The 24,886-nt window shown below is 41.8% G+C and carries 23 protein-coding genes and 1 riboswitch; of the genes, 16 read left to right on the forward strand and 7 right to left on the reverse strand.

What is annotated here, in order from left to right; all coding sequences use genetic code 11:
* Positions 1–105: 105 nt before the first annotated feature.
* The 4 genes from HCJ55_RS09570 (at position 106) to HCJ55_RS09590 (ending at position 6,037) form a co-directional block, all read left to right on the forward strand.
* A complete protein-coding gene (locus tag HCJ55_RS09570) occupies positions 106–672 on the forward strand; it encodes a TetR/AcrR family transcriptional regulator (RefSeq protein ID WP_185502891.1) in 567 nt (188 codons plus the stop codon).
* Between the two features lie 102 nt (positions 673–774).
* A riboswitch (M-box (ykoK) riboswitch) is annotated at positions 775–941 on the forward strand.
* Between the two features lie 285 nt (positions 942–1,226).
* On the forward strand, positions 1,227–3,797 hold the full coding sequence (gene mgtA / locus HCJ55_RS09580; RefSeq protein WP_185504328.1) for a magnesium-translocating P-type ATPase: 2,571 nt from the start codon (positions 1,227–1,229) through the stop codon (positions 3,795–3,797).
* Complete coding sequence (locus tag HCJ55_RS09585) at positions 3,798–4,919, forward strand: FtsW/RodA/SpoVE family cell cycle protein (RefSeq protein ID WP_185504329.1); 1,122 nt, start codon at positions 3,798–3,800, stop codon at positions 4,917–4,919.
* Positions 4,916–6,037 carry an FtsW/RodA/SpoVE family cell cycle protein gene (locus HCJ55_RS09590; protein WP_008948908.1) on the forward strand — a complete coding sequence of 374 codons (1,122 nt, stop codon included), beginning with the start codon at positions 4,916–4,918 and terminating at the stop codon, positions 6,035–6,037. The genes HCJ55_RS09585 and HCJ55_RS09590 overlap by 4 nt, the downstream gene beginning before the upstream one ends.
* Before the next feature lie 21 nt (positions 6,038–6,058).
* Here the strand turns inward: HCJ55_RS09590 and HCJ55_RS09595 are convergent, their stop codons facing one another.
* The 3 genes from HCJ55_RS09595 to HCJ55_RS09605 all read right to left on the reverse strand — a co-directional run bounded on the left by HCJ55_RS09595 (position 6,059) and on the right by HCJ55_RS09605 (position 8,147).
* Positions 6,059–6,361: a PTS sugar transporter subunit IIA gene (locus HCJ55_RS09595; RefSeq protein WP_003722042.1), complete on the reverse strand. Its 303-nt coding sequence runs from the start codon at positions 6,359–6,361 to the stop codon at positions 6,059–6,061.
* 36 nt (positions 6,362–6,397) lie between these two features.
* A complete protein-coding gene (locus HCJ55_RS09600) occupies positions 6,398–7,705 on the reverse strand; it encodes a PTS sugar transporter subunit IIC (RefSeq protein WP_185502895.1) in 1,308 nt (435 codons plus the stop codon).
* A 136-nt stretch (positions 7,706–7,841) separates the two neighbouring features.
* A complete protein-coding gene (locus tag HCJ55_RS09605; RefSeq protein WP_008948903.1) occupies positions 7,842–8,147 on the reverse strand; it encodes a PTS sugar transporter subunit IIB in 306 nt (101 codons plus the stop codon).
* 252 nt (positions 8,148–8,399) lie between these two features.
* On the opposite strand from HCJ55_RS09605, the gene HCJ55_RS09610 reads away from it, so the two are divergent.
* From HCJ55_RS09610 to HCJ55_RS09640, 7 genes are read left to right on the forward strand one after another with little or no spacing between them, the layout of a single operon-like run.
* Positions 8,400–8,489 carry a potassium-transporting ATPase subunit F gene (locus HCJ55_RS09610; RefSeq protein WP_015455298.1) on the forward strand — a complete coding sequence of 30 codons (90 nt, stop codon included), beginning with the start codon at positions 8,400–8,402 and terminating at the stop codon, positions 8,487–8,489.
* The gene (gene kdpA / locus HCJ55_RS09615; protein ID WP_185517941.1) at positions 8,486–10,171 is read left to right on the forward strand and encodes a potassium-transporting ATPase subunit KdpA; all 1,686 of its coding nucleotides are present in this window, start codon (positions 8,486–8,488) and stop codon (positions 10,169–10,171) included. The genes HCJ55_RS09610 and kdpA overlap by 4 nt, the downstream gene beginning before the upstream one ends.
* Before the next feature lie 11 nt (positions 10,172–10,182).
* The gene (kdpB, locus tag HCJ55_RS09620; protein ID WP_185517944.1) at positions 10,183–12,228 is read left to right on the forward strand and encodes a potassium-transporting ATPase subunit KdpB; all 2,046 of its coding nucleotides are present in this window, start codon (positions 10,183–10,185) and stop codon (positions 12,226–12,228) included.
* Positions 12,229–12,242: 14 nt separating this feature from the next.
* On the forward strand, positions 12,243–12,815 hold the full coding sequence (kdpC, locus tag HCJ55_RS09625) for a K(+)-transporting ATPase subunit C (protein WP_185506424.1): 573 nt from the start codon (positions 12,243–12,245) through the stop codon (positions 12,813–12,815).
* Positions 12,816–12,833: 18 nt separating this feature from the next.
* Positions 12,834–15,524 (forward strand): ATP-binding protein, encoded by a 2,691-nt coding sequence (locus HCJ55_RS09630; protein WP_185517946.1) that lies wholly within the window; start codon positions 12,834–12,836, stop codon positions 15,522–15,524.
* Positions 15,521–16,216, forward strand: a complete 696-nt coding sequence (locus HCJ55_RS09635) for a response regulator (protein ID WP_185502900.1) — start codon at positions 15,521–15,523, stop codon at positions 16,214–16,216. Before HCJ55_RS09630 ends, HCJ55_RS09635 begins: the two co-directional genes overlap by 4 nt.
* Before the next feature lie 37 nt (positions 16,217–16,253).
* The gene (locus HCJ55_RS09640; RefSeq protein WP_185504334.1) at positions 16,254–17,066 is read left to right on the forward strand and encodes an alpha/beta fold hydrolase; all 813 of its coding nucleotides are present in this window, start codon (positions 16,254–16,256) and stop codon (positions 17,064–17,066) included.
* Between the two features lies 1 nt (position 17,067).
* Here the strand turns inward: HCJ55_RS09640 and HCJ55_RS09645 are convergent, their stop codons facing one another.
* The 4 genes from HCJ55_RS09645 to HCJ55_RS09660 form a co-directional block, all read right to left on the reverse strand.
* Positions 17,068–18,324 (reverse strand): Y-family DNA polymerase, encoded by a 1,257-nt coding sequence (locus tag HCJ55_RS09645; RefSeq protein ID WP_185517948.1) that lies wholly within the window; start codon positions 18,322–18,324, stop codon positions 17,068–17,070.
* A 12-nt stretch (positions 18,325–18,336) separates the two neighbouring features.
* On the reverse strand, positions 18,337–18,678 hold the full coding sequence (locus HCJ55_RS09650) for a hypothetical protein (RefSeq protein WP_008948895.1): 342 nt from the start codon (positions 18,676–18,678) through the stop codon (positions 18,337–18,339).
* A gap of 197 nt (positions 18,679–18,875) precedes the next feature.
* On the reverse strand, positions 18,876–19,331 hold the full coding sequence (gene rpiB / locus HCJ55_RS09655; protein WP_008948894.1) for a ribose 5-phosphate isomerase B: 456 nt from the start codon (positions 19,329–19,331) through the stop codon (positions 18,876–18,878).
* A 45-nt stretch (positions 19,332–19,376) separates the two neighbouring features.
* Positions 19,377–19,847, reverse strand: a complete 471-nt coding sequence (locus tag HCJ55_RS09660) for a universal stress protein (RefSeq protein ID WP_008948893.1) — start codon at positions 19,845–19,847, stop codon at positions 19,377–19,379.
* A gap of 115 nt (positions 19,848–19,962) precedes the next feature.
* Between HCJ55_RS09660 and HCJ55_RS09665 the strand changes: the two genes are divergently transcribed.
* The 5 genes from HCJ55_RS09665 to HCJ55_RS09685 all read left to right on the forward strand — a co-directional run bounded on the left by HCJ55_RS09665 (position 19,963) and on the right by HCJ55_RS09685 (position 24,866).
* Positions 19,963–20,769 (forward strand): helix-turn-helix domain-containing protein, encoded by an 807-nt coding sequence (locus tag HCJ55_RS09665; RefSeq protein WP_185517951.1) that lies wholly within the window; start codon positions 19,963–19,965, stop codon positions 20,767–20,769.
* 45 nt (positions 20,770–20,814) lie between these two features.
* A complete protein-coding gene (locus HCJ55_RS09670) occupies positions 20,815–21,183 on the forward strand; it encodes a VOC family protein (RefSeq protein WP_185506419.1) in 369 nt (122 codons plus the stop codon).
* A complete protein-coding gene (locus HCJ55_RS09675) occupies positions 21,180–21,542 on the forward strand; it encodes an MmcQ/YjbR family DNA-binding protein (protein ID WP_185502905.1) in 363 nt (120 codons plus the stop codon). Before HCJ55_RS09670 ends, HCJ55_RS09675 begins: the two co-directional genes overlap by 4 nt.
* 72 nt (positions 21,543–21,614) lie before the next feature.
* Positions 21,615–22,427, forward strand: a complete 813-nt coding sequence (locus HCJ55_RS09680) for a putative ABC transporter permease (RefSeq protein ID WP_185517952.1) — start codon at positions 21,615–21,617, stop codon at positions 22,425–22,427.
* Between the two features lie 369 nt (positions 22,428–22,796).
* On the forward strand, positions 22,797–24,866 hold the full coding sequence (locus HCJ55_RS09685) for a BglG family transcription antiterminator (RefSeq protein WP_185502907.1): 2,070 nt from the start codon (positions 22,797–22,799) through the stop codon (positions 24,864–24,866).
* Positions 24,867–24,886: the final 20 nt, after the last annotated feature.

Raw genomic sequence — 24,886 nt, forward strand, 5'->3', positions numbered from 1 at the left:
TGCTTATGAATGATATCGACAAATTGTAATTAAATTGTCAAAAAGGCTTGTCTTTGTTATACTGAATATAAGCAAGTGCTTACTTAGTTGAACGGGGGTAAAATAATGATTACAAATGAATCCATTATGGATGCAACGCTTTCTATGATGGCGAAACATGGCATTAAGGGCTCCACAACAAGACAATTAGCAGAAGCCGCTGGAATAAATGAAGCTACGATTTTTAAAAAATTTAAGAGTAAAGACAATCTCATTCATATGACGCTGGAAGTTCAATTTGAAAGTATGAAGGCGGAAATCAATCAATTTTTTGATAAAGATTTTGAAAGCGCTAAAGTATTTTTACGTCAGGCGAGTCAATTTATTTCGGATATTTATGAAAAATATCGTGATTTTATGGTGATTTCTGTCCGCGAAATGGGCAGCAAAGATATGGAGTTTATTGATCCGTCGATTGTGGAATATTTGTATGAGCGGGTTAATCAAAAAGTGAAAGAAATGGTTCCAAGTAAGAACTCTGCGCAAGAAGCAGATGCGATTTCTTTAATTTTAAATAGTGTTATTTTACTGATCATGGTGGAAAAAGTGCGCGATGACATTTACAAGCGCCCGCCAACGATTACAACAACAGCAGATTCTTTAGCAGATGTCCTGTTAAAACTATTAAAATAAATCACGAAAAGTTAAATAAAAGTTAAGTATTTTACATTTTGTCTTGTAAGCTTAGATTTTCTATGTTAAACTCGTAGACGATTAGAGCGATAATAAATATGTAGTTTTGCCTGTTAGGTGAGGCTCCTATGCAAACACAGGCCACTGCCCAAAAATGTCCAAAGACGCCAATGGGTAGAACAGGGATTGTCGGATTAAGGCTTTCCATAATGTGGCTAAGAGTATTCTTTACGTTGCATAGTGCCAAAACTTTAGCGAGGGGAGTCTGTTTTAGTATGCGTATAAATGCAGCAGTCCTTGCCAAGGTTTTGGTAGGGACTTTTTTCATGTTTATTATAAAAATAATTATCTGGGAATGGCAATCTTTTTTTCAGACAATTAAGCTTAGGTAAAATTCGAAAGGAGATGAAGGCAAATGGCTTATCGACAGGAAGAGGAAGTAGAAGAACCGGACTCGTATTATAGTAATCAAGCTGCAAGAGTGACTAACCTTCATCTCTGGCGCACATAAACGTTATTCTCAGCTTGCCTAGAAAGAATTGGAGGCAAGGAAAATGAAAAAACTACATGGAAAAATGCAAGGTAACAATTTGCTCAAAGAATCACAAATGGGTAGAGAGAAAGTTTTGGAAAAGTTAGGTGTAATGGAAACGGGGTTAACGAACGTCGAAGTTACGGAACGGCTGGCGGAGTTCGGGCCAAATCAAACGGTGGAAGAAAAGAAAGTATCGAATTTACGGTTGTTTATTCGAGCATTCAACGATCCGTTTATCTATATTCTAGTGATGTTAATGATTGTTTCGTATTTGACGGACGACATGGAAGCGACTGTGATTATGGCGCTGATGATTCTCGCGAGTGGAGTGCTTGGTTTTATTCAAACGAGTAGAGCGGAGCGGGCGAGCTATGCGCTGAAAAATATGGTGAAAAATAGAGTAAATGTTATTCGAAATGGCTCCATGGATCTGGTGATGCAAGATGCAATCGTACCTGGAGATTTGATTGAAATTTCGGCGGGAGATATTATTCCGGCAGATGCGCGTGTTATTTCGGCTACGGACTTATTAATTAACCAGTCAGCACTTACAGGAGAATCGATTCCAGCTGAAAAATTTGTAGAAGACAAACGTGCCAATCCAGAAATTTTTGAACGGGAAAACCTATTATTTATGGGGACAGATGTGTTAAGTGGGCATGGCCGGGCGGTTGTTTTGCGGACAGGAAGCTCAACGTTTTTCGGCTCGCTATCAATTGCAGCTACGGAACGCCGCGGCGACACGAGTTTTGATAAAGGTGTTAAATCAATTTCGAAGTTGCTATTCTACTTTATGATGGTGATGGTTCCGATTGTGTTTATGATTAATGGACTCATGAAAGGCAATTGGTTAGAAGCATTTCTTTACGCGGTGGCGATTGCGGTTGGTCTTACGCCGGAAATGCTACCAATGATTGTCAGCACGAACTTGGCAAAAGGTGCCATCAATATGTCGAAGAAAAAAGTAATCATGAAAGAACTGAGCGCCATTCAAAATATCGGTGCGATGGATATTTTATGTACGGATAAAACAGGTACGCTCACTGAAGATAAGCTAGAACTTGTGAAATACATTGATAGCGCGGGCGTAACTTCTGAAAGTGTCCTAAAAATGGCTTATTTAAATAGTTATTTCCAAACGGGTTGGAAAAATGTTTTAGATCATGCTGTAATTGCGAAGTTGGATGAAAGTACTGCATCAGGTTTTACAAAAGTTGGCGAGATTCCATTCAATTTTGATCGACGTCGTTTGAGTGTGGTGGTCGAAAATAGTACGGAGACAAGAATGATTACAAAAGGTGCGGTGGAAGAAATGCTCACTGTATGCACTCATAAGGAATTTGATGGCATTATTTCAACACTAAATGAAGCAGAAAAGAATGATCTACAAGAAATGTGTGCAGAAATGAATCGCTCAGGCATTCGCGTGATTGCTGTGGCTTATAAAACTGGAAAAGTCGGTGAAGCGTTCACTAAGACCGACGAAGAACAAATGATTATTGCGGGCTTCCTAGGTTTCCGCGACCCAGTGAAAGCATCAACGAAAGAAGCAATCGCCCATCTTTTTAAAAATCAAATTAACGTGAAGGTTTTGACGGGTGATAACGAAATCGTTACGAAACGGATTTGTCAGGAAGTCGGCATTCCAGCGAATGGGTTTTTACTAGGTGCGGATATAGAAGAACTTTCCGATGAAGAACTTACGCGCGAACTGCGAAAATACCATATTTTTGCGAAATTAACGCCGATGCAAAAATCGCGAATCATTGGTTTGCTTAAAAAAGCCGGGCATACAGTGGGGTTCCTCGGTGACGGGATTAATGACGCACCGGCGCTTCGAAAAGCGGATGTTGGGATTTCGGTTGATACAGCAGCGGATATTACCAAAGATGCCAGCTCGGTCATTTTGCTTGAGAAAAGTTTAACGGTATTAAATGATGCGGTGATGGAAGGGCGGAATGTATTCGGTAATATTTTAAAATACTTGAAAATGACGGCCAGCTCGAACTTTGGTAATGTGTTTAGTGTTTTGGTGGCGAGCGCGTTTATCCCATTTTTACCAATGCTATCGTTACATCTTTTACTGCAAAACTTGCTTTATGATTTCTCCCAATTAACACTACCTTGGGATAAAATGGATCGTTCGTTTTTGAAAAAGCCACACCAATGGGAACAAAAAGGGATGTTGCGCTTCATTCTCTGCATTGGTCCAGTGAGTTCGATCTTTGATATTGCGACGTTTCTAATTATGTGGTTTGTGTTTAGTGCGAATACGGTAGCGGAGCAAGCTTTATTCCATAGTGGCTGGTTTGTTGTCGGATTACTTACGCAAACGTTGGTTGTACACATGATTCGAACAGAAAAAATACCATTCATCCAAAGTCGGGCAACTGCACCTGTCATGATTGCGACGCTTATTGTGATGACGCTTGGGATTGTGATTCCGTTTACTGGATTTGGTCATAGTATTGGTTTTGTCAGCTTACCAGGTAGCTATTTCCCATGGTTAATTTTGATTTTAGTTGGCTATATGGCAACGATGCAGTTAGTGAAAACTCTTTACATTCGGAAATTCCGGGAGTGGATTTAAATGCGGGCAGGACGCGTGCTCTTTATAACGTATTTGCTTTTGGCGGTTTGGAGTTTGCTGCTCGTTTATAGCACGAGTTACGGGGTTGCTATCATGCGTTACAAAGTGGAGACGGGATACTTTTTTAATAGACAGCTCATTTTTTATGGGCTGGGGTTTGTCGGCTTGCTTGTTTGTTCGCGTATTAATGTGCAACTATTTTATCGGCGGTGGACGTTGCGGATTTTGGCGGGGAGCTTGGTCGGCTTGTTAATTTTAGTGCTTTTAACGGGAAGTGCGGCGAACAATGCGCAACGCTGGTTGTCTATTGCAGGCGTTACGTTCCAACCGACAGAAACGGTGAAACTACTGCTAATATTAGTAATCGCAACAGTTTTCTTGAAAAAAGGTTGTGGGGTACGTGTGCAATATTGGTTGCTCGGATTTTTATTTCTAACAGTGGGGCTTGTGTTCTTACAGCCGGATTTAGGGACGGCGCTGATTTTAGGTGTCATTGGGGTCGCTTTGTTTTTAACAAGCGGAGTCGGCCTCACACGCCTTGTCCGGGTGTCGATTTGGGCATTCGGTCTCCTTTTACTTGTTGCAACACTGATTTACTTCTTTCACCCTGACTTTTTTAGTTCAGCAAAATTAGGCAGGTTTGCTTTTTTGGACCCATTTAACCTTAATAATTTAGATGCTTCTTATCAACTTAGGAATGGTTATTATGCGATTGGAAGTGGTGGGATATTTGGGAATGGGCTCGGCGGGAGTGTTCAGAAATTAGGCTATTTGCCGGAGCCGCATACGGATTTTATTATGACGGTGGTTGCGGAAGAACTAGGTGTTTTTGGTGTTATTTGGACAATTTTGTTATTGATGTTGCTTAGCTTTACGGCACTTTATATTGCTATTCATAGTCAGTTTATTTTTGATTCGATGGTTTGTATTGGGGTGGCTACTTGGATTTCGGTGCAGATGTTTTTGAATCTTGGTGGAGTGAGTGGGATTATTCCGCTTACTGGGGTGCCGCTACCATTTATTAGTTATGGTGGAAGTTCGGTCGTGATGCTTTCATGTGCGGTAGGATTTGTGCTGGCGGCGGCAAGGCGGAACAAAACGAGAGAGGTCGTGTATTTATGAAGCGAGATGTGTTTTATAACCGGATTATTTTATCGGTGTTCTTATTGTCTTTAGTTAGTTGTGTGGCGATTTATTTTGCGCAGAAGACGAATCAGTATGATACGAATTTTTTAGGAATGCAGTTGGTGTTTTTGGCAATCGGTGCGCTGACTTGTTTTGGAGTGTCGCGGCTTCCGGTAGAGTTTTTACGGCATCATGCGATTTGGCTGTATGTGATTATGGTGATTACGCTACTGGGGATACTTATTCCGAATCCCTTAGTGCAAAATATTAACGGAGCAACGCGGTGGTATCGGTTTGCGGGGCTATCTTTTCAACCATCAGAAGTAGTGAAATCGATTTTTATTTTTGTATTGGCGCATTTTGCAGTGAAATATCAAGCGCAAAAATGGAAACAATTGGGGATTTTGGCGGTTCTGACGGGGATTGTTTTGCTGTTAATTATGAAGCAACCAGATCTCGGGACGACAATTGTTTACGGGGTTACGGCGCTGGCGATTATTTTGCTGGCAATCAGGTCGACGAAGTTAATGGTTGGGATTATTACATTGATTTTAACTACTGCGACGGTAGGAATGTATGTTATTGTGTATCATATTAGTTTGCTGGAAAAGATTGGTTTTCATGCGTATCAGTTTTCGAGGATTCAAACGTGGCTTGATCCAACGACTGATCCGGATGCGGTGTATCAACTCAATTTATCGATGAAGGCGGTTGGTTCGGGGATGATGACGGGGAGTTCGGGGACCAATGCGTATATTCCTGAAAGCCATACAGATATGATTTTTAGTACAATTGGCCATCAGTTTGGCTTTGTTGGCGTAAGTTTGCTACTGATTTTGTTTATGCTGCTTATTCACCAATTAATTATGGCGGCACTTTTAATGAAGAATACTTTCTCTTCGCTTGTTTTAGCGGGCTTTGCAGTGAGTTTTGCGTTTAATATTTTTGAGAACATTGGTATGACTGTTGGGCTTATGCCGCTGACGGGGATTCCGCTGCCTTTTATTAGTTATGGTGGTAGCGCTGTGCTTGGTAATTTTATTGCGGTTGGCGTTGTGCTAGCGATTATCCGATCAGATGCTAATTTAACAGAAGAAAAAAACCAGCTGTCATGACGACAACTGGTTTTTTAAGTTTTATTTATTCTTATAAAGGTCAACAATTTCTTTCGCTAAATCTTTGAAAGTAATTGCATTCATTAAGTGGTCTTGTGCGTGAACGAGTAGAAGGGAAACTTCTGTTTTTTCGCCACGTGCTTCACCTTGTATAAGTTTTGTTTGAGAATGATGCGCTTCAAGTAGTGCTTGTTCTGCTTGGGCGATTTGTTCGTCTGCTTGAGCGAAATCCCCTTTTTTAGCGGAATCAATGGCTAACATAGCATCACTTTTAGCGTTACCACCGAACACGATCAAGCTCATAATAGTTTGCTCTAAATCCATCTGTAAACACGTCCTTAAAGTTTTGGTTTTTAAAAATTATTCTGCAGTAACGCCTTCAGCAGCAAGTGCTTCTTTTTCACGACGTAGCTCTTGAATTTGAGCAATTTTCGCGAATGGAAGGAAGATTAGGATAGATAATCCTAAGTTTACAGCTGCAAGTACGCCACCAGCGATACTTTGTGTTGCAAGTGCTCCACCGATAATTGGTGGTGTAGTCCAAGGAGTTACGATAGTACAAGCTGGTACCCAACCAATAGCTGTTGCAAAGTAAGCTACAGTTACAAGTACAAGTGGTGCCAAGATGTACGGAATGAACATAATTGGATTCAAGACGATTGGAAGACCAAACATCATTGGTTCATTAATGTTGAAAACACCAGGCGCTGCAGACAATTTAGAAACTGTCATGTACGCTTTATGTTTACGAGCTACGATAAAGATAGCAATGATTAAACCGATAGTTGCCCCAGTTCCGCCTAAGTTAACGAAAGAGTCAAAGAAAGGTTTGTTAACGATGTAAGGAAGTTCTTTACCAGCTTCTAGAGCTTTTACGTTAGCTTCGATAGCTGGGATATTGATTGTTTGCATGAACGGGTCGATAATGTTCGCACCGTGTAAACCGAAGAACCAAAGGAAAGCAGAAACGAATGCCAGTAGTAATGCTGCTGGCAAGGAGTTTGCAAGACCCATGAACGGTTCTTGTACTAATTCGTAGAAAGAAATTACTAAGTTAGTCACACCAGCTGCTTGGAAGAACGCAGTGATAAGACCAAAGATTGAAACAGTGATCATTGCAGGGAATAAAGCTGCGAATGAACGAGAAACTGCCGGTGGAACACCATCAGGCATGTTGATAATTAATTTCGGGCTACCACTTAAACGAGTGAAGATTTCAGTGGAAAGAATTGCAATAATTAAAGCTAAGAAAAGACCAGTTGATCCAAGACCACCAGTGTTTGCAATACCGTCTGCACCTGGAGCAATTGCGCCGATAGTGAAGAAAGTTGCTACAGAAACTACTGCGGAAGAAAGTGGATCTTTGTCATAAGATTTAGCTAAGTTGTAAGCTACAGTGAAAGCGATAAGTAATGCTAAGATAGCAAAAGTACCGTTCCAAACGTTTCCGCCGAATGCTTGCCAAGTTCCTTCACCAAATAAGTTATTCATGAATTTTTGGTAAGCTGGAATTGGGAAGTTGTTAATTAAAACAGCGAAAGACCCTAGAATCATTAGTGGCATAGTTGTGATGAAACCATCACGAATTGCTACTAAATGACGTTGTCCACCAATTTTGGCAGCGTAGGGAATGAAATATTTCTCCATAAATGCGATAAAACCATTCATTTTTTATTCTCCTTTTTTGAGGATAAAGTAATAACACTGATTAAGACAAATACATAATTTCTAAAACTTCGTGTTAGTACGTTACCTCTTCCATTTTTTTATAATTTTCAGCCAGACAGCTGTAATTACCCTTTTTTTACTTCATTAAATCTAATGCTTGTTCTAAAACTTTGTCGCCTTTCATCATTCCGTAATCAACACTGTTAATAACAGCTAGCGGAATACCTTTTGGCTCTAATTTTTTCTTCATGTTTCCTTCTAAGAAACGTACTTGTGGTCCAAGTAATAAAACATCGATTTCGTCTAAATGGTTAGCTGCTTCTGCTTCTGCAACTGCGAAGATTTTTGCTTCAAGGCCTTGCTCTTCAGCTGCTTTTTCCATTTTTGTAACTAGTAAGCTGGTAGACATACCTGCTGAACATACTAACATGATTGTTTTCATGATTATTCCTCCTCTAGATAATTCTCTTAACACTTATTTATATATGCAAGTACCGTGCCAACTTTAAATGTGGCTATAAAAGGGTTTTCATTTTGTTTTTGCTTACACATTGGCTTTTTTTGTGTGTAATTTTTACACACATTGTAATATTAACGGAATCTTTATGCGTGCCTTTAGAATCTTAACACTGTCTTTATACGTTTGTTGGTAGGATTAGTGGTGGAAAGAGTACGGTGAAGGGGTGAACGGAAAATGGGTGTTGTTCTAGTAATTGCTGGAATCATCGGTTTAGCTTTGTTGGTGTATTTATTTTATGTGTTGTTTAGAGGTGAGGATCTATGAAGTATATTGTGATGCAAGATGTGTTTTTTATTGTATTGTTATTAGTTTTAGCAGTGCCGCTTGGGATTTATATGTATAAAGTGATGATTGGCGAAAAGGTGTTTTTATCGAGAGTGCTTGAGCCAGTTGAGCGGTTTGGTTATCGTTTGATGGGTGTCAGTGACGCTGGGATGTCGGCGAAACGTTATGCGATATCGGTGCTTGCTTTTAGTGCGGTTGGTTTTATATTTGTGATGGCTGTGTTGATGTTGCAAGGGTTTTTACCGCTGAATCCAGAAGGTATGGAGGGGCTTAGCTTTAGTTTGGCCTTTAATACGGCGGCGAGTTTTGTGTCGAATACGAACTGGCAAGCTTATTCCGGTGAGGCGGCGTTATCTTATTTTTCGCAGTCGATTGGCTTAACGGTACAGAACTTTGTTTCAGCAGCGACAGGGATTGCAGTTTTATTTGCGGTAATTCGCGGCTTTATATGGAAGAAACAGAAAACGGTCGGGAATTTTTGGCAAGATTTATTTCGGGTGACGCTTTATATTTTGTTGCCGCTTTCGCTTGTATTGGCGCTAGTTTTGGTGTCGCAAGGGGTGGTGCAATCATTTGCAGATTATTCGGTTGTGGAAACGCTTGAAAATGGTGCGAAACAATTGATTCCGCTTGGGCCGGCTGCAAGTCAAATTGCGATCAAACAACTTGGAACAAATGGTGGCGGCTTTTTCGGAGCGAATTCTGCTTTTCCGTTTGAAAATCCATCTAGTTTTACTAATTTAATTGAGATGCTGGCGATTTTGCTTATTCCGGTGGCGCTTGTTGTGATGTTTGGGCGCGCGGTGAAAGACAGTAAGCAAGGACGGGCGATTATGACGGCGATGTTGATTGTTTTTGTTGTTGGGGTCGTTGCGATTACTGTTTCTGAACAATTTGCGGGGCCAAGTTACCAAGGGGTTGCGACTTCTGGAAGTATGGAAGGTAAAGAAGTGCGTTTTGGTGTTGGTGGATCGTCGCTTTTCGCGGCTTCAACGACGGCTGCTTCGAACGGTGCGGTGAACACGATGCATGATAGTTTGACGCCGCTTGGTGGGCTTGTGCCAATGTTCTTTATGCAGCTTGGCGAGGTTATTTTTGGCGGTGTTGGTAGTGGGCTTTATGGGATGATTGGATTTATTATTTTGACGGTGTTTATCGCGGGGCTTTTGGTTGGGCGGACGCCGGAATATTTAGGGAAGAAAATTGAACCTTATGATATGAAAATGGTTTGTTTACTTATTTTAGTTCCGCCGCTGTTGACGCTTTTTGGTACGGCGGTTGCGGTGATGATGCCGAGTGTGCAAGCTTCGGTTTCGGCGAGTGGGGCGCATGGTTTCTCTGAGGTGCTCTATGCGTTTACTTCGATGGGAAATAATAACGGTAGTGCTTTTGCGGGATTTGCGGCAGACACGACATTTACAAATATGGTTGGCGCAGTAATGATGTTATTTGCTCGTTTCATTCCGCTAGTCGCAGCGCTTTACTTGGCGCAAAATATGGCCGGTAAGAGTCCGGTTGCAGCGAGCAGCGGGACATTATCGACGAAAAATGGCATGTTTATCGGTCTTTTAATCGGGGTTGTGGTGCTTATTGGCGCACTTAGTTTCTTGCCGGCGCTCGCACTTGGACCGATTGCGGACTTCTTTACAACTTTCAAATGAGGTGAATGGAAATGATGGAAAATGGTATTTGGAAAGATGCGCTGATTCAGTCGATGAAAAAACTGTCTCCTAAACTACAAGTGAAAAATCCGGTGATGTTGCTTGTTTATGTCGGTGCAATTTTGGCGACGAGCCTTTATTTTCTTGGTTTTTTCGGGATTTCGGATGAGAAGTCAGGATATACGCTCGCGATTGCGCTGATTTTATGGTTTACGGTATTGTTTGCGAATTTTGCGGAGGCGATTGCGGAAGGTCGTGGTCGAGCACAGGCGGATAGTTTGAAAATGGCTCGGAAAGACGTTTTGGCTCGAAAATTGAAACACTTGGATGATAAATCGGATGTGGTCGAGGTAGCTTCGAATGATTTGAAAAAAGGCGATATTGTGTATGTGCTTGCGAATGAGCAAATCCCGATGGATGGCGAAGTGATTGAAGGTGCGGCTTCGGTGGATGAAAGTGCGATAACTGGGGAATCCGCGCCGGTAATTCGTGAGTCTGGTGGGGATAGAAGCGCTGTGACGGGCGGGACTACACTTGTTTCCGACTGGCTTGTTATTCGGGTAACGGCGGTTTCTGGGGAAAGTTTCTTAGATAAAATGATTGCGATGGTGGAAGGGGCTTCGCGGAAAAAGACGCCAAATGAGATCGCTTTGCAAATTTTGCTTGTGACGCTGTCGATTATTTTTCTGGCGGTTTCAGCGACACTTTTACCATTTACTGAATTTGCGAGTAAACAGGCGGGTGCTGGCTCGGCGATTTCGATTACGAATGTGATTGCGTTACTCGTTTGTTTGGCGCCAACTACTATCGGTGCGCTACTTTCATCGATTGGGATTGCAGGGATGAGTCGGTTAAATCAAGCAAATGTTTTGGCGATGAGCGGTCGGGCGATTGAGGCGGCTGGAGATGTGGACGTGCTTTTGCTTGATAAAACCGGGACGATTACACTGGGAAATCGGAAAGCGAGCGAATTTTTGCCAGTGGATGGTGTGACAGAACAAGAACTGGCGGATGCGGCGCAACTTTCCTCTATTGCGGATGAAACGGCGGAAGGTCGCAGTATTGTTGTGTTGGCGAAAGAACGCTTTGATATTCGCGGTCGCGATTTTGCTGAAATGCACGCGGAATTTGTTCCTTTTACCGCAAACACGCGAATGAGCGGGATTGATTATCAAGAAAATACGATTCGAAAAGGTGCGGCGGATGCAGTTCGTGCTTATGTAACGGCGAATGGCGGGACGTATCCGAAAGAGTGTGACACGATTGTTAGTAAGGTTGCTGGTGCTGGTGGAACGCCACTTGTCGTCGTTCGAAACAACCAAGTGCTTGGCGTGATTTATTTGAAAGATATCGTGAAAAATGGCGTGAAAGAACGTTTTCTTGATTTACGAAAAATGGGTATTAAAACAATTATGATTACTGGGGATAACCCGATGACGGCGGCTGCGATTGCGGCAGAAGCGGGAGTGGATGATTTTCTAGCTGAAGCAACTCCTGAAGCAAAATTGGAATTAATTCGCGAATATCAACGTGAAGGCCATTTAGTTGCGATGACAGGTGATGGGACGAATGATGCGCCAGCGCTTGCACAAGCCGATGTGGCTGTTGCGATGAATACGGGGACGCAAGCTGCAAAAGAAGCCGGGAATATGGTCGACCTTGATTCTAGCCCAACGAAATTAATTGATATTGTCCGGATTGGGAAACAGCTGTTAATGACACGTGGCGCGCTGACTACGTTTAGTGTTGCCAATGATTTAGCAAAATACTTTGCGATTATTCCGGTGTTGTTTTACGGGATTTTCCCACAACTTGAAGCACTTAATTTAATGGGGTTGACGAGTCCAACGAGCGCGATTTTATCCGCGATTATTTACAATGCTGTGATTATCATCGCCCTCATTCCGCTATCTTTAAAAGGCGTGAAGTACCGCGAAATGCCAGCGGGGAAATTACTGAGCCGCAATATGTTGATTTACGGACTTGGTGGACTGATTGCGCCATTTATCGCGATTAAATTGATTGATATGCTGTTAACTGTTTTAGGAATCGTTTAAGAGGGGGAGAAAACATGAAAAGATTTATGCAAATTTGGAAGCCGGCAGTTGTTGGATTTCTACTTTTGACGTTGGTGTGTGGCGTGGTTTATCCGGGTGTTGTCACGATTATTGCAGGTGCAGCTTTCCACGACAAAGCAAATGGCAGTATAATAGAAGAAAAGTTAGCAGATGGCACAACTGGAAAAATTGGTTCTGCTGAGATTGGCCAAACGTTTACTAAGCCTGAGTACTTGATTGGGCGGGCGGCGAGTGACGGCGCGGCAACCAATTTAAACCCGACTAGCGAAGAACAAAAACAATTAGTAGAAAAACGGATTGCTTGGTGGCATAAATTAGACCCAACGAACAATCGCGTTATTCCGATGGATCTCGTGACAGCATCAGCAAGTGGTGTGGATCCAGATATTTCCGAGGCTGCAGCGGCGTACCAAGTAGACCGGATTTCCAGAGAACGCGGAATTTCCACCAAAGTAGTCAAAGAAATTATTGCGGAAAACACAAGTGACCGATTATTAGGTTTCTGGGGTGAGCCGACTGTGAATGTTTTACAAGTCAATTTGGCATTAGATAGTTTGAAAATGTAAGTAGTTGGAGGCGAGTATATGGAGACGAATCGTCCAAGTCCGGATGCGCTACTAGTGAATTTGCAAGAAGAAACAGATTCATCAGTAGGTAAATTAAAAATATATTTTGGCTTTGCGGCGGGTGTTGGGAAAACATACGCGATGTTAAGTGATGCCAAAGATCAACTAGCAGCCGGCGTCGATGTTGTTGCTGGTTATATTGAACCTCATGCTCGGGAAGAAACGCTGAGAATGTTAGTTGGAATCCCAGTTATTCCACCTAAAGCAATCAACCATAAAAACATTGCGCTCAAAGAATTCGATTTGGACGAAGCGTTGAAACGGAAACCAGAACTGATTTTGGTGGACGAGCTTGCACATACGAATGCGGCTGGCGTGCGCAATAAGAAACGTTTTCAAGATGTGGAAGAGCTGCTCCAAGCGGGAATCGATGTGTATACAACGGTAAATGTGCAACATATCGAAAGCTTGAATGATATCGTGGAAGGCATCACCAAAGTGGCTGTCCGCGAAACCATTCCGGACTATGTTTTTGATGAAGCAGACCGTGTGAAACTAATTGATATCGAACCGGATGAACTTTTAAAACGATTAGAACAAGGCAAGATTTATCAGCCAGAACGTGCACGCACGGCCATGCAGAACTTTTTCACTAGAGAAAATTTAAAATTGCTACGTGAAATTGCGATGCGCAAAGCGGCTGACCGAATTAGCCATGAATATGACCAGACCGGGATTTATCCAGAAAAGCGCGCAAGTAGCAAGTGGCTCGTCTGCATCGGGACGTCCCCATCATCTGCGAAACTGATTCGCTGGACCGCGCGCACCGCCGAGGCTTTCCGTGCTCCGTGGACTGCCCTTTATATTGAAAATGAAGAAAATGATTATATGACCAAAGCGGAGAAAAAATGTTTGCGTGAAACGATGGAACTCGCGGAACGACTGGGTGCAGAAATTGTCACGCTCGCTGGGCACGATATCGCAGAAACAGTAGCTGAATATGCCCGTTTGACCGGAGTTACGAATATTGTTGTTGGGAAATCGCGTCGGCGTATGGGATTGCGGTCTTTGTTTGAAGATGATTTTGAAGACCAGCTTATTACGCATCTGGATAATGTCGATATGCACATTATCCCTTCCAGCCAACCGCAGACAAAAAAACGCCGAATGAAAGTGCGTTTTAAAAGCTTTCTAACGTGGCACGATATGGCGAAAATGGTCTTGCTACTCACTTTGGCGACAGCGATATGTGTTGGATTAAGTGAATTTGGCATTGGCGACCAAAATGTTATTATGGTGTATATTTTATCTGTTTTAATTATTTCTCGGGTAACAAGTGGCTATGTTTACGGTGTTCTCGGTTCTATCATTGGCGTCATGTTATTTAATTTCTTTTTCACGTCGCCGCTCTATACATTTAATACGATTCAAGCCGGTTATCCGGTGACTTTTGGGATTATGCTCTTAGTGGCTTTAATTACTAGTGCGCTAACCGTCCGGATTAAAACACAAGCGAGTCTTGCCGTTGAGCGGGAGCGTCGAACCGAAGTGCTTTATGAAATCAATAAACGGCTGTTAGTAACGCGCAACTTAAAAGGAATTATTAATTTAACCAATGAATATATTGTGCATTTATTTAACCGTTCCGTCATTTTTTATTCGACTGACCCTGCCAAAAGCAATGAGGGGATTTTCGTGCAAGCAGAAGGAAAAGAGGATGCGAACGCGCTTCTTGGTGCGGACGAGGAAGCTGTCGCGCACTGGGTTTTTAAAAATAAAAAACGAGCGGGCGCAGGAACTGATACGCTAATGGGCGCATTTGGTTATTACATGCCAGTGATGTCACAAGGCAAAGTGCTTGGTGTCATTGGGGTTTCATGTTCGGCGGAAGAAGGTCCACTCACACAAGATAACCGGATATTTTTACGGATGATTAGCTCGCAAGTCGCGCTGGCTTTAGAACGGCAATATTTATCAGAAGAACAGCGCCAAATCGTCATCGAATCCGCAAAAGAAAAAATGAGAAGTAATTTGCTGCGAGCGATTTCGCATGATTTAAGAACACCACTTACAGGCATCATTGGCGCAAGTTCAGCCTTGCTTGAAAAAGAAACCGAGCTAGATAAAGAAACCGAGCGAAACTTAATTAAAGGTATTAAAGATGACTCTGGTTGGCTCATTCGGATGGTCGAAAATTTACTTTCTGTCACTCGAATTAGCGAAGGCTTGGTGAGTTTGGAACGCGCCCCGGAAGCCGTGGAAGAGATCGTTGGCGAAGCAGTTGGCCGAATTAAAAAACGCTTCACCGACCGAACTATCCATGTTAAAGTGCCGCGTGATCTGCTCATGGTTCCGATGGACGGCACGCTCATTGAGCAAGTGCTTATTAATTTGATGGAAAATGCGCTACGTCACGGTGGTCCTGATGCGGAAGTATGGGTAAATGTGACGAAAACGAAGCAAAATGCCATTTTCAGTGTGCGTGATAATGGAAAAGGAATTCCGGAAACCCGCTTGCCTGACTTATTTGACACGTTTGCGGTAGAGGCGCGGGAACGTTCGGATATGTCTCGTGGTTTAGGGCTTGGATTATCGATTTGTATGTCGATTATTCGGGCGCATGACGGGACTTTGGAAGCGAAAAATAACGAACATGGCGGGGCGACTTTCTGGTTCACTTTGCCATTAGACGGAGGAGATGGAAAATGAACAGCAAGCGACTTGTGCTAATTGTGGAAGATGAAGAAGGCATCAGTAATTTTATTTCGGCTGTGTTGACTGCTAGTGATTATTCGGTGATTAAAGCAGTGAACGGCAAGGAAGCGCTGGAGCAGACGGCGAGCCATTCGCCAGACGTTGTGCTGCTTGACCTTGGTTTGCCCGATGTGGAGGGGCTTGATGTGCTTCGTGATATTCGTGTTTGGTCCAAAGTGCCGATCATTGTCGTATCCGCGCGTGATCATGAACGGGAAAAAGTGACCGCGCTTGACCTCGGTGCCGATGATTATATTACGAAACCATTTGGCACATCAGAACTACTGGCGCGCATTCGGACTGCTTTGCGACATATTCAACCGAGCAATAAAGAAACGCCAAATGACCACGTAATTCAAATTCAAAACCTGTATATCGATGACGACCGCCGACTTGTCAAAATGGGTGACACGGAAATTCATTTTACACCAATCGAATATAAAATTTTACTCTTGTTAGCGCGCCATGCTGGGAAAGTTCTCACGCACGATTTTATTATTCGCGAAATTTGGGGACCGTATTCAAGTGAAAATCAAGCACTCCGGGTAAACATGAGTAACATCAGGCGCAAAATCGAAAAAAATCCTGCCGAACCTGCTTATATTTTGACAGAAGTAGGGGTTGGGTACCGGATGGCAGAAGAATAATATGTTATGATAAAAGTAAACGCCAGGAGGAATTAAGATGCATAAAACAATCCGTAGCGTAGACGTTTATTATGAGAAATATGGTGAAGGAATACCAATTATAATGATTCATGGCTTCGCGCCAGATTCGCAGTTAATGATTGGCTGTATGGAACCAGTATTTGATAAAGAAAGCCCATTTTCGCGCATTTATTTGGATTTACCAGGAATGGGAAAAACCGAGAATTACGATTCCATCCAAAATGCCGACCATGTGCTCACACTTTTATTAGAATTTATTGAAGCAGTAATTCCGGGCGAGCAATTTGTACTCGCCGGGGAATCATATGGTGGTTATTTAGCTCGCGGAATCGCAGCGAAAATGCCTGATAGAGTGCTTGGTTTCTTACTTATTTGCCCGGTAATCTATCCAGAAAAAGAACGAAGAACCTTGCCTGAACAAAAAGTCATGTATCAAGATGAGACATTTGTAAGCACGCTGTCTAAAGAAGACCGCGCCTACTTTTCGAAAAGTGGTGTCATTTTAACCGCGCGAAATTGGAATCGTTTCTTGTCGGAAGTGATGGCTGGGATGATTAATGCGGACGGTGAATTTTTGAACCGATTATCTGCGAACTATGCGCTGAGCTTTGATCCGGATGAAAAAGCGCAATTTGATGTGCCGGCATTATTCTTATTTGGTCGGCAAGATGACCATGTAGGATATGCGGACGGACTTACTTTGCTAGAAAAATATCCACATGCATCGTTTGCTATCCTTGATTTTGCGGGTCATAATTTGCAAATTGAACAACCGAAAATATTTACGACAATGGTACAGGATTTCTTATTCCGCGTGAAACCAGAATAAGCTAGCCTTTATGACCACCAACCATTTCAGACCTTTTTAGCCCAGTCGCTCCATTTAGCAAACTGCTTGCGTGCATAAGTGATTTAAAACCATAGCGCGTACGAATTTTATCGACAGTTATTTCTAATTGCTCATGATTTAAAGTGCGGGTAGCATCTTCAAACAAATTGAGTTGCAGCCCGGTTTTTAAAGTGATTTTACCGCATGAAATCGCAATGGAACGCACGGGCTCTCGTTCATCGTAACGCCTGAATAGTTGCAGGAAATAAGGAATAAGCGCATGACTACTACTCGTAGGAGGGATTTTAGCTTGATGGCTGAATCCTTTTTTTATGCTGTATTTGCTGTATCCGACACTCAAATGAATAACCGCGGTATCCACGTGATTTTGCCGCAAACGCATAGCTACTTCCTCAACCATTTCGCGAATCACAATTTCTACCTCAGCCGGGACGTGATAGTCTTTTTCGAGAATTTGGCTTTTTCCGTAGCTTTTACTAATTGGGACATATTTTTCATTTAAAAGGCTGTAATCAATACCGTGAGCGTGATAATAAAGTTGCTCGCCGACCACACCCATTGCGTTTTTTAATAGTTGGGGCGGCGTTTGGCTTAGCTGGTACATATTAAAAATCCCCATTTTTTGAAGTCGAACCGCAGTCCGGCGACCAATTCCGCACACATCATCCAAATGCCTAATCTTCCAAATGGTCTCTGGTACATCTTCATAACGCCATTCAGCGATTCCGTCATCGCGATTTTTGGCAACATTATCGAGTGCGAGTTTTGCAAGAAGTGGGTTGTCACCAATTCCGACTGTGACATAAAGTCGCAACTCTTCTAAAATGTCACGCTGGATTTTGCGGACGATTTCTTCCGTACTACCGAACAGCAAATGCGACCCGGTGATGTCTAAAAAGCATTCATCAATACTATAAACGTGAATAAACTCAGCGGGAACATACCGTCTGAAAATGGCTTGGATCATAGCATTTACTTTTAAATATAGTTTCATTCGTGGGGGTGCGATAATAATTCGCTTGTCCCAAGTGGGCAGTTCGTACATTCTTGAGCCAGTTTTGATGTGATGCACTTGTTTCATTTTTGGTGTGGCGGCTAAAACGAGGCCGCCAGCTCGGTCGGCGTTACTCATGACGACTAAATAAGCTTCAAGCGGATTCAGTCGGCGTTTGACACATTCAACCGAAGCGAAAAAACGATTTAATATCAATGCACAAAATATCTCGGCGCGGTGCACGGCTGTAGTCTTCTACTTGTACCATTTGTCTACACTCCTTTCTTCTACATTTCGAATAGCAGAGAAGGAAAGTGGGATAACACCGTCAGAGTTTTTAATATAAATAATGTTGTTTTCCACTCCCGAAATACGACCAATAATATCGTTTTCGGGAAATGCTTCTGGATCTAGCGGCTTTTTCTGGATAACAAGCGTAGACTGATGTGTCATCGCGCTAGCTAGTACGCTCTCGATAAATTCTGTAGTCATAGCTTCTTTCCATACTAACGTTGGCTCAGCGTTTTGCATCGCCTCGGTATGTTCACTTAATAAAAAACCGCCCCATTTCTTCATGCCACGATCTTGATAGCTCATATGATGACACCTCCAATATTTCAAATAATTAGCTAATGCTTATATATATTATACGAACAAACGTTCTTGTTTGCAATGCGTAAATGTTCTCATTTGTGATATTAAAAAGGGAACAAATTACTATTTGTGAACAATTAATAAAATGGCTATAAAAAACGACCAAGTCCATAATTAGACTTGGTCGTTATGATTATTTTTTAAGCGTGGCTATCTTCGTACGCTGTAATTTGTCCAACACGGTTTGCATGTCGGCCACCTTCGTAATCGGTGTTTAGCCAAATTTTGACAATATCTTCTGCTAAACCTGGGCCTATGACTCTCGCTCCAAGTGCAAGGACATTTGTATCATTATGTTCGCGAGTTGCATGAGCGCTAAATGTATCACCAACAAGCGCGCAACGAATACCTTTTACTTTATTGGCCGCAATACTCATACCAATTCCCGTGCCGCAAACTAAAATACCGCGATCGACTTCTTGGTTCACGACTTTTTCACTAACGGTAATAGCAAGTCCCGGATAATCCACTGATTCCGGCGCTTCTGGACCAAATTCTTCATAACTAATACCAACACTTTCAAGATAAGAAATAATACTTTTGCGTAATTCAATTCCACCATGGTCTGAAGCAATGGCAACTTTACTAACTGTCATTTTTTCTCCTCCTGCCGTATAATCAATAACTTCATTATACATGAATTAAAGTTTTTCGACAGTCTTTCTATTGCGCCATGGTTTTGCATGAACAATGATAACGTCACAAGGTGCATGAGCGGCCGTATATTCAGAAACACTACCAAGAATAAATTGCTCCGTTGCCGAAAGCCCAGTTGCGCCGACTAAAATTAAATCAGGCTCAAAATTCCGTGTTATTTTTTTATTAAAAGTAGTTTTTGGCGTACCAAAGTGAACAAAAGTTTCGACCTGCGCTACGCCAGCTTTTTCTGCCTCTTTTTTGTACATTTCAACTAGTTCTTCTCCGTAAGCTTTGGCTTTTTTTGCGTAGGTTTGTTCATAATCGATTAATGGTGCAATCCGGCGCACATCCGCGACAAAGCCAATACCAAGCGTAGCGCCGTCCATTTTGGCAAATTGAACAGCTCGTCTTAGCGCGGCTTCCGCTTCATTTGATCCATCAACACCAACAAGAATCCGTTTGTAAGCAGACATTTTGTATCACCCTCTCAAAAGTTTTCCCCTTATTTACTTAATACCCATAAATAAAAGAAAGAAGCATGATTAAAGAGAAAATTTTGTGGTACTATGAGGAAAAGGAGGTTTCTTTATGGCGAAATTAAGCTCGTTTTATCCTATTGTAGCTACACCGAAACGTGCTGGCTATAAAGAATATCTACCAAGTGCGGCGCTAGCGGGGTATATTCGCTGTTTTTGGGAAGCGGATGATAGAGATTTCCCGGGAAATAATTTAGTAGTTCCTGATTTATGTGCGGATATTATTTTTACAATTGATAGCGAAACAGGGTTAGTTATGGACGCTATGTTTGTTGGCGTTAGTGATGCACCTTTTGAAGCCAATGATGAAAGTAGTTCTGAGCTTTTTGCCGTGCGATTTTATGCGTGGTCACTGTTTTTATTTGTCGAGCAGGACTTGGCTGGTAGTATGAATCGGGTGAATGAGCCGGAAGCTATGTTTGCCGGATTTGCTCCGTTTTTCCGAGAAGCATTTTCCGAAACGACGACGAACACCGAAAGAATCGCTTTACTAGAAGAATTTTTACTGCGAAAATTAATGACGCTTGGCAAACGAGTTCATCCTGATTTTCTAAACAGTATCAATCAGTTGCTACAAAACCCTAATCAACTTGCGCTAGGAGTTGTATCTGTTCGACAGTTAGAACGGCTATTTCAAAAACACATGGGACTCGCGCCAAAACAGACGGCAAAACTGATTCGTTTTCAAAAAGTATTGCAGGCATTATATGGAAATCCGAGTGTGCCGGGTGCAGAACTGGCTTATCTACATGGCTTTACGGATCAAGCGCATTTGATTAAACAATTTAAACGATATAGCAATCACACTCCAGAGGAAATGAAGCAAATTTTTCTACAAAACGTCGCAAATATACAATAAAAAATGCAAAGGCTTTGTTAAACTATCGATATGGAGGTGCTTTAAATGATTAATGAATTTGTTTGTACGAATATTTCTACGGAAGATCCGGCGGCATTGGTCGCTTTCTATCACGAAAAACTGGGAATACCGGTTGTGTTTGAAGGATACGACAATTATGACGGTGCGAAACTAGGCTTTTCCGAAAATGCTCCCGGAATTATTGTCTGGAATAGTAGCAAATGGGGCAAATCAAGTGAGTCTAAGGTGGAATTTGTGTTTTCGTGTGATACAAATTTGGATAAGATGTATCAGGAACTTCAAGCAGTGGGAGTGGATACTCCGGAGCCGCGTGTGGCCGAGTGGGGTGGACGCGAACTGAACTTGCTTGATCCAGATGGCAATAAGATTATGATTTTGGAGCCGGAACAATGAGCGATGAATTTGTTTGGATACGGGAGGAAATAAGCAAGTTGCCGGGAGTCCAGTATTCTTTTAAAGAAGAATGGGGGTCAGAGCGCTACCACGTTTTGGATCAACTAATGGCGATGCGTGGAACAAATAAAGAAGGCGAACCGATTTTAACATTAAAGTGTAATGCCGAAAAAAGTGAACAACTTCGCGCGGAAAATCCAGCAGTTGTCCCAGGATATTACATGAATAAACGGGTTTGGATTTCTGTTTTACTAGAAAAAGAGCGAGATAAAGACTTGATTCGCGCGTTAATTCACCATGCTTATTCAGAAGCGAAGAGCAAGCTGCCAAAATATAAACAAGCGGAACTTTTTGACTAATTTAGTTAAGAAGTTCTTATTTCTGTTATAATGAAATTGATTGTGAAAAAGAAAACAAAAGGAGATGAAAAGATGGATATCAACATGTTTATCCTATACTTCTTCATTTATTCTGTTCTAGGATGGGCTTGGGAAGAAGTTTTTTGCTCGATTTCAGAGAAGAAGTTGGTATATCGCGGTTTTCTTTATGGACCATATTGCCCCATTTACGGGTTTGGCGTAACCGCAGTTTTAATGATGATTTTACCGTTTCAAAACAACTTATGGGCATTATTTATTTTTTCGATGATTATTTGTACGGTAATTGAATACGTTACTGCAACGATTTTGGAAGCATTATTCCATACGACTTGGTGGGATTATCATAACTGGCCACTCAATGTAAAAGGGCGGATTTGCTTGCCGATTTCGATTTTCTGGGGATTCGCGTGTATTATTGTTGTGTGTTTCTTGCACCCGGTTGTGACCGAATTTGCGGATTGGGTGTTAAGTTGGGGCGGCTGGATTATCCCCGCGCTCATCGTTGTTATTATGCTCATCGATACAATTAAATCCGTCACAAGCATGCTATCATTCCAAAAAGCACTTGCCGAATTTAATGAAAAACTAAACGCACAAGCGGCCGAACTAAAAGCCAGCGTAAAAGAACGCGCGAAAGAATTTGAAGAAGGCCTTTTGAAAAAACAAGAAAATGTCGATATCAAAATTGCTGAGATCGAAGCAAAACGTAAACAAGATAAAGAGCTTGCTGCCAGTATGCGCAAACTTAAATTTAATGAACGGCGGATGTTAAAATCGTTCCCGAAAATGAAAGTGAAACGCGGCGCATCCTTTAAGAACTTCAACAAAAGTTTACTTAGAGTCGATAAACAAAAAAGAAAATAATCACACTGAATATGACGTGAATGGTATTTTTTATCATTTGCGTCTTTTTTTGCGTTATTTTTTACAAAACGTATAGAAAGAACAGACCATCTTTTGTATGATTAAGGAGAAACAACGCCCCGCAAAACTCCATTACTTCATTCTCATTTTTGTTTCAAAGCAGATTTCACCTTACTTCAAGAAGTTTCGCAAGTCCGCTACATATCAACCTTTACAAGCAACTTTCACCCATTTACAAAGAATAGGATTGTTAATAAAGTCACAAGTAAAGCCCAATGATGTACATTCTTTCCGCAAGTTATTGGGATGAAAGCGTGTACATTTTTATTAGAATTAGATTTATAATTAAAACGAACAGGAGGGAACGACATGTATTTGGATGAGAGAAGTAATTCACTTTTAAAAGAACTCTTACGACATCCTGACACATCGAGTACGAACTTACAGGCAAAATTTGGTTTAACTCGAAGACAAGTCGACTATAGTTTCCAAAAAATTAATAACTGGCTTGAGGAACAAACTTATCCGAAGATTCATCGAGCTGCGAATGGTCGATTTATCGTAGAACCTGACCTGTTTCAAATCATTGGTGAGGAAGATGGCGAAAAAACTGACTGGTACATCCCGTCAGAAAAGGAACGCGCCAGCCTAATCATCCTCATGTTAACAACAGGAAGTGAAGAGTTATCCCTTAATCACTTTATAAGCGAGCTGGAGGTGAGTAAGAACACCGTATTACGAGACTTGAAGCTGGTACAAAAGACGCTCGATAAATTCAACCTCGAAGTGAAATATTCACGAATGCGTGGCTATTTAATTGACGGAGACGAGTGGAATCAGCGGACGGCGCTCATTTATGCGGCTGAACACATCATAGAAAGTTTTGGTGGCGAAGAGTATTTACAGGATTTCATGCAAGTGGAGGAAGCGAGAATCAAAGACCTCCGGGAAAAATTGGAACAAGTGGAACATCACCTGAATTTGCATTTTATTGACAATAAAATGCAAATACTGCCTTACATTTTAGAAGCTGTTTTTCGGCGGATGAAGAAGGGGCAAACAATTACGACATCTTTCCTGATTGACTACAATGAATTGTCAGATACTCGGGAATACGGAGCAGCAGAGATTTTTATTGAAGAAGAGCCGAACATGCCAGAAGCGGAGCGAATGTACATCACCTTGCAACTTTTAACTTCGAATGTACTTCCGAAACAGTATTTAAAATCGGAGGAAACGCATAAGTTAAGGCTGGCGCTGGAACAAGTTCTAAGCGAATTTGAGAAAAAGGCTTGTATTCAACTAGTAGACAAAGAATCGTTACTTGAAAAATTATTTGCACATATTAAACCTGCGTATTATCGAATTAAGTATCATCTTACAACAGATTACAGCATTTTAGACAAGATTGATCAAGAATTCCAAGCCGTGCATTACATCGTGAAAGAGTCGCTCATGCCATTAGAACGTTTTATTGGTAGCAAGGTTCCTGAAAATGAAAGCATATTTATCACCCTTTTCATTGGAGGGCATTTAATCGAATCCACGGAAAAATTACAAACGAGGCTAAAAGCAGTTGTAGTTTGTCCGAACGGATTGTCGATTTCGAGATTGATGGAAAAAACATTACGCAGCCTGTTCCCGGAAATATTTTTCTATCAAGCGATGTCGATTCGAGAATTTGAACAAACAAAGGTAGGTTATGACATTGTGTTTTCCGCAGTGCCACTTTCGACCGATAAAAAATTTTTCCTAATCAACCAATTGATGGATGGGAAGGAACGCCTCGAGCTTAGACGCCGGGTGATGCGGTCGGTTTACTTAGTGGATGAGGTGAATATCAGCGTCGACCAATTAATGAAAACTATTTCCAAATTTGCTGATATTAAAGATGCTGCCCGTCTTGAAAAAGTGCTAGCAGACTATTTAATGCCAGTTCCAGAAGAAAACACATCCAAACACGAAGGCAAAAGTTCACTCGCAGACTTACTTGAGGTAACGCGAATCACTCGCAAGAAATCGGTGAAAGACTGGCATGAAGCGATTTATCATGCGGCTTTACCGTTACTTTCAGCGGGAGTGGTGGAACCAGCTTATGTGGAAGAAATGAAACGGCAATATCCGGCACCGATTATGAACATCATTCTCCGTAATACGATAGCTATCCCTCATGCTGAAACGGAAAAAGGAGTAAATAGCCTCGGAATGAGTTTACTTTATCTAGAAGAAGGCCTGCCACTCGAAGGCGGTAAAGAGCTACATTTTATCGTTGTTATCGCAGCCGTAGACAAAAACGCTCATTTCACAGCTTTACTACAATTGATGGAATTATCGGAGAACAAAAAAGAACTGAAAAAACTTGCGGATGCCAGAAACACAGAAGAAATGCACCAAATAATTAAAAACTTCACGGACTTGGAAACAAAAAAGACAATGTAGAGAAGTCAGAAAGAATTACA

The sequence above is a fragment of the Listeria marthii genome, assembly GCF_014227425.1.
Lineage (GTDB): Bacteria > Bacillota > Bacilli > Lactobacillales > Listeriaceae > Listeria > Listeria marthii.

Excerpts from the sequence above, each read along its gene's own strand:
- HCJ55_RS09570 (WP_185502891.1), top strand. The coding sequence starts at position 106 with ATGATTACAAATGAATCCATTATGGATGCAACGCTTTCTATGATGGCG.
- mgtA (WP_185504328.1), top strand. The coding sequence starts at position 1,227 with ATGAAAAAACTACATGGAAAAATGCAAGGTAACAATTTGCTCAAAGAA.
- HCJ55_RS09585 (WP_185504329.1), top strand. The coding sequence starts at position 3,798 with ATGCGGGCAGGACGCGTGCTCTTTATAACGTATTTGCTTTTGGCGGTT.
- HCJ55_RS09590 (WP_008948908.1), top strand. The coding sequence starts at position 4,916 with ATGAAGCGAGATGTGTTTTATAACCGGATTATTTTATCGGTGTTCTTA.
- HCJ55_RS09595 (WP_003722042.1), bottom strand. The coding sequence starts at position 6,361 with ATGGATTTAGAGCAAACTATTATGAGCTTGATCGTGTTCGGTGGTAAC.
- HCJ55_RS09600 (WP_185502895.1), bottom strand. The coding sequence starts at position 7,705 with ATGAATGGTTTTATCGCATTTATGGAGAAATATTTCATTCCCTACGCT.
- HCJ55_RS09605 (WP_008948903.1), bottom strand. The coding sequence starts at position 8,147 with ATGAAAACAATCATGTTAGTATGTTCAGCAGGTATGTCTACCAGCTTA.
- HCJ55_RS09610 (WP_015455298.1), top strand. The coding sequence starts at position 8,400 with ATGGGTGTTGTTCTAGTAATTGCTGGAATCATCGGTTTAGCTTTGTTG.
- kdpA (WP_185517941.1), top strand. The coding sequence starts at position 8,486 with ATGAAGTATATTGTGATGCAAGATGTGTTTTTTATTGTATTGTTATTA.
- kdpB (WP_185517944.1), top strand. The coding sequence starts at position 10,183 with ATGATGGAAAATGGTATTTGGAAAGATGCGCTGATTCAGTCGATGAAA.
- kdpC (WP_185506424.1), top strand. The coding sequence starts at position 12,243 with ATGAAAAGATTTATGCAAATTTGGAAGCCGGCAGTTGTTGGATTTCTA.
- HCJ55_RS09630 (WP_185517946.1), top strand. The coding sequence starts at position 12,834 with ATGGAGACGAATCGTCCAAGTCCGGATGCGCTACTAGTGAATTTGCAA.
- HCJ55_RS09635 (WP_185502900.1), top strand. The coding sequence starts at position 15,521 with ATGAACAGCAAGCGACTTGTGCTAATTGTGGAAGATGAAGAAGGCATC.
- HCJ55_RS09640 (WP_185504334.1), top strand. The coding sequence starts at position 16,254 with ATGCATAAAACAATCCGTAGCGTAGACGTTTATTATGAGAAATATGGT.
- HCJ55_RS09650 (WP_008948895.1), bottom strand. The coding sequence starts at position 18,678 with ATGAGCTATCAAGATCGTGGCATGAAGAAATGGGGCGGTTTTTTATTA.
- rpiB (WP_008948894.1), bottom strand. The coding sequence starts at position 19,331 with ATGACAGTTAGTAAAGTTGCCATTGCTTCAGACCATGGTGGAATTGAA.
- HCJ55_RS09660 (WP_008948893.1), bottom strand. The coding sequence starts at position 19,847 with ATGTCTGCTTACAAACGGATTCTTGTTGGTGTTGATGGATCAAATGAA.
- HCJ55_RS09665 (WP_185517951.1), top strand. The coding sequence starts at position 19,963 with ATGGCGAAATTAAGCTCGTTTTATCCTATTGTAGCTACACCGAAACGT.
- HCJ55_RS09670 (WP_185506419.1), top strand. The coding sequence starts at position 20,815 with ATGATTAATGAATTTGTTTGTACGAATATTTCTACGGAAGATCCGGCG.
- HCJ55_RS09675 (WP_185502905.1), top strand. The coding sequence starts at position 21,180 with ATGAGCGATGAATTTGTTTGGATACGGGAGGAAATAAGCAAGTTGCCG.
- HCJ55_RS09680 (WP_185517952.1), top strand. The coding sequence starts at position 21,615 with ATGGATATCAACATGTTTATCCTATACTTCTTCATTTATTCTGTTCTA.
- HCJ55_RS09685 (WP_185502907.1), top strand. The coding sequence starts at position 22,797 with ATGTATTTGGATGAGAGAAGTAATTCACTTTTAAAAGAACTCTTACGA.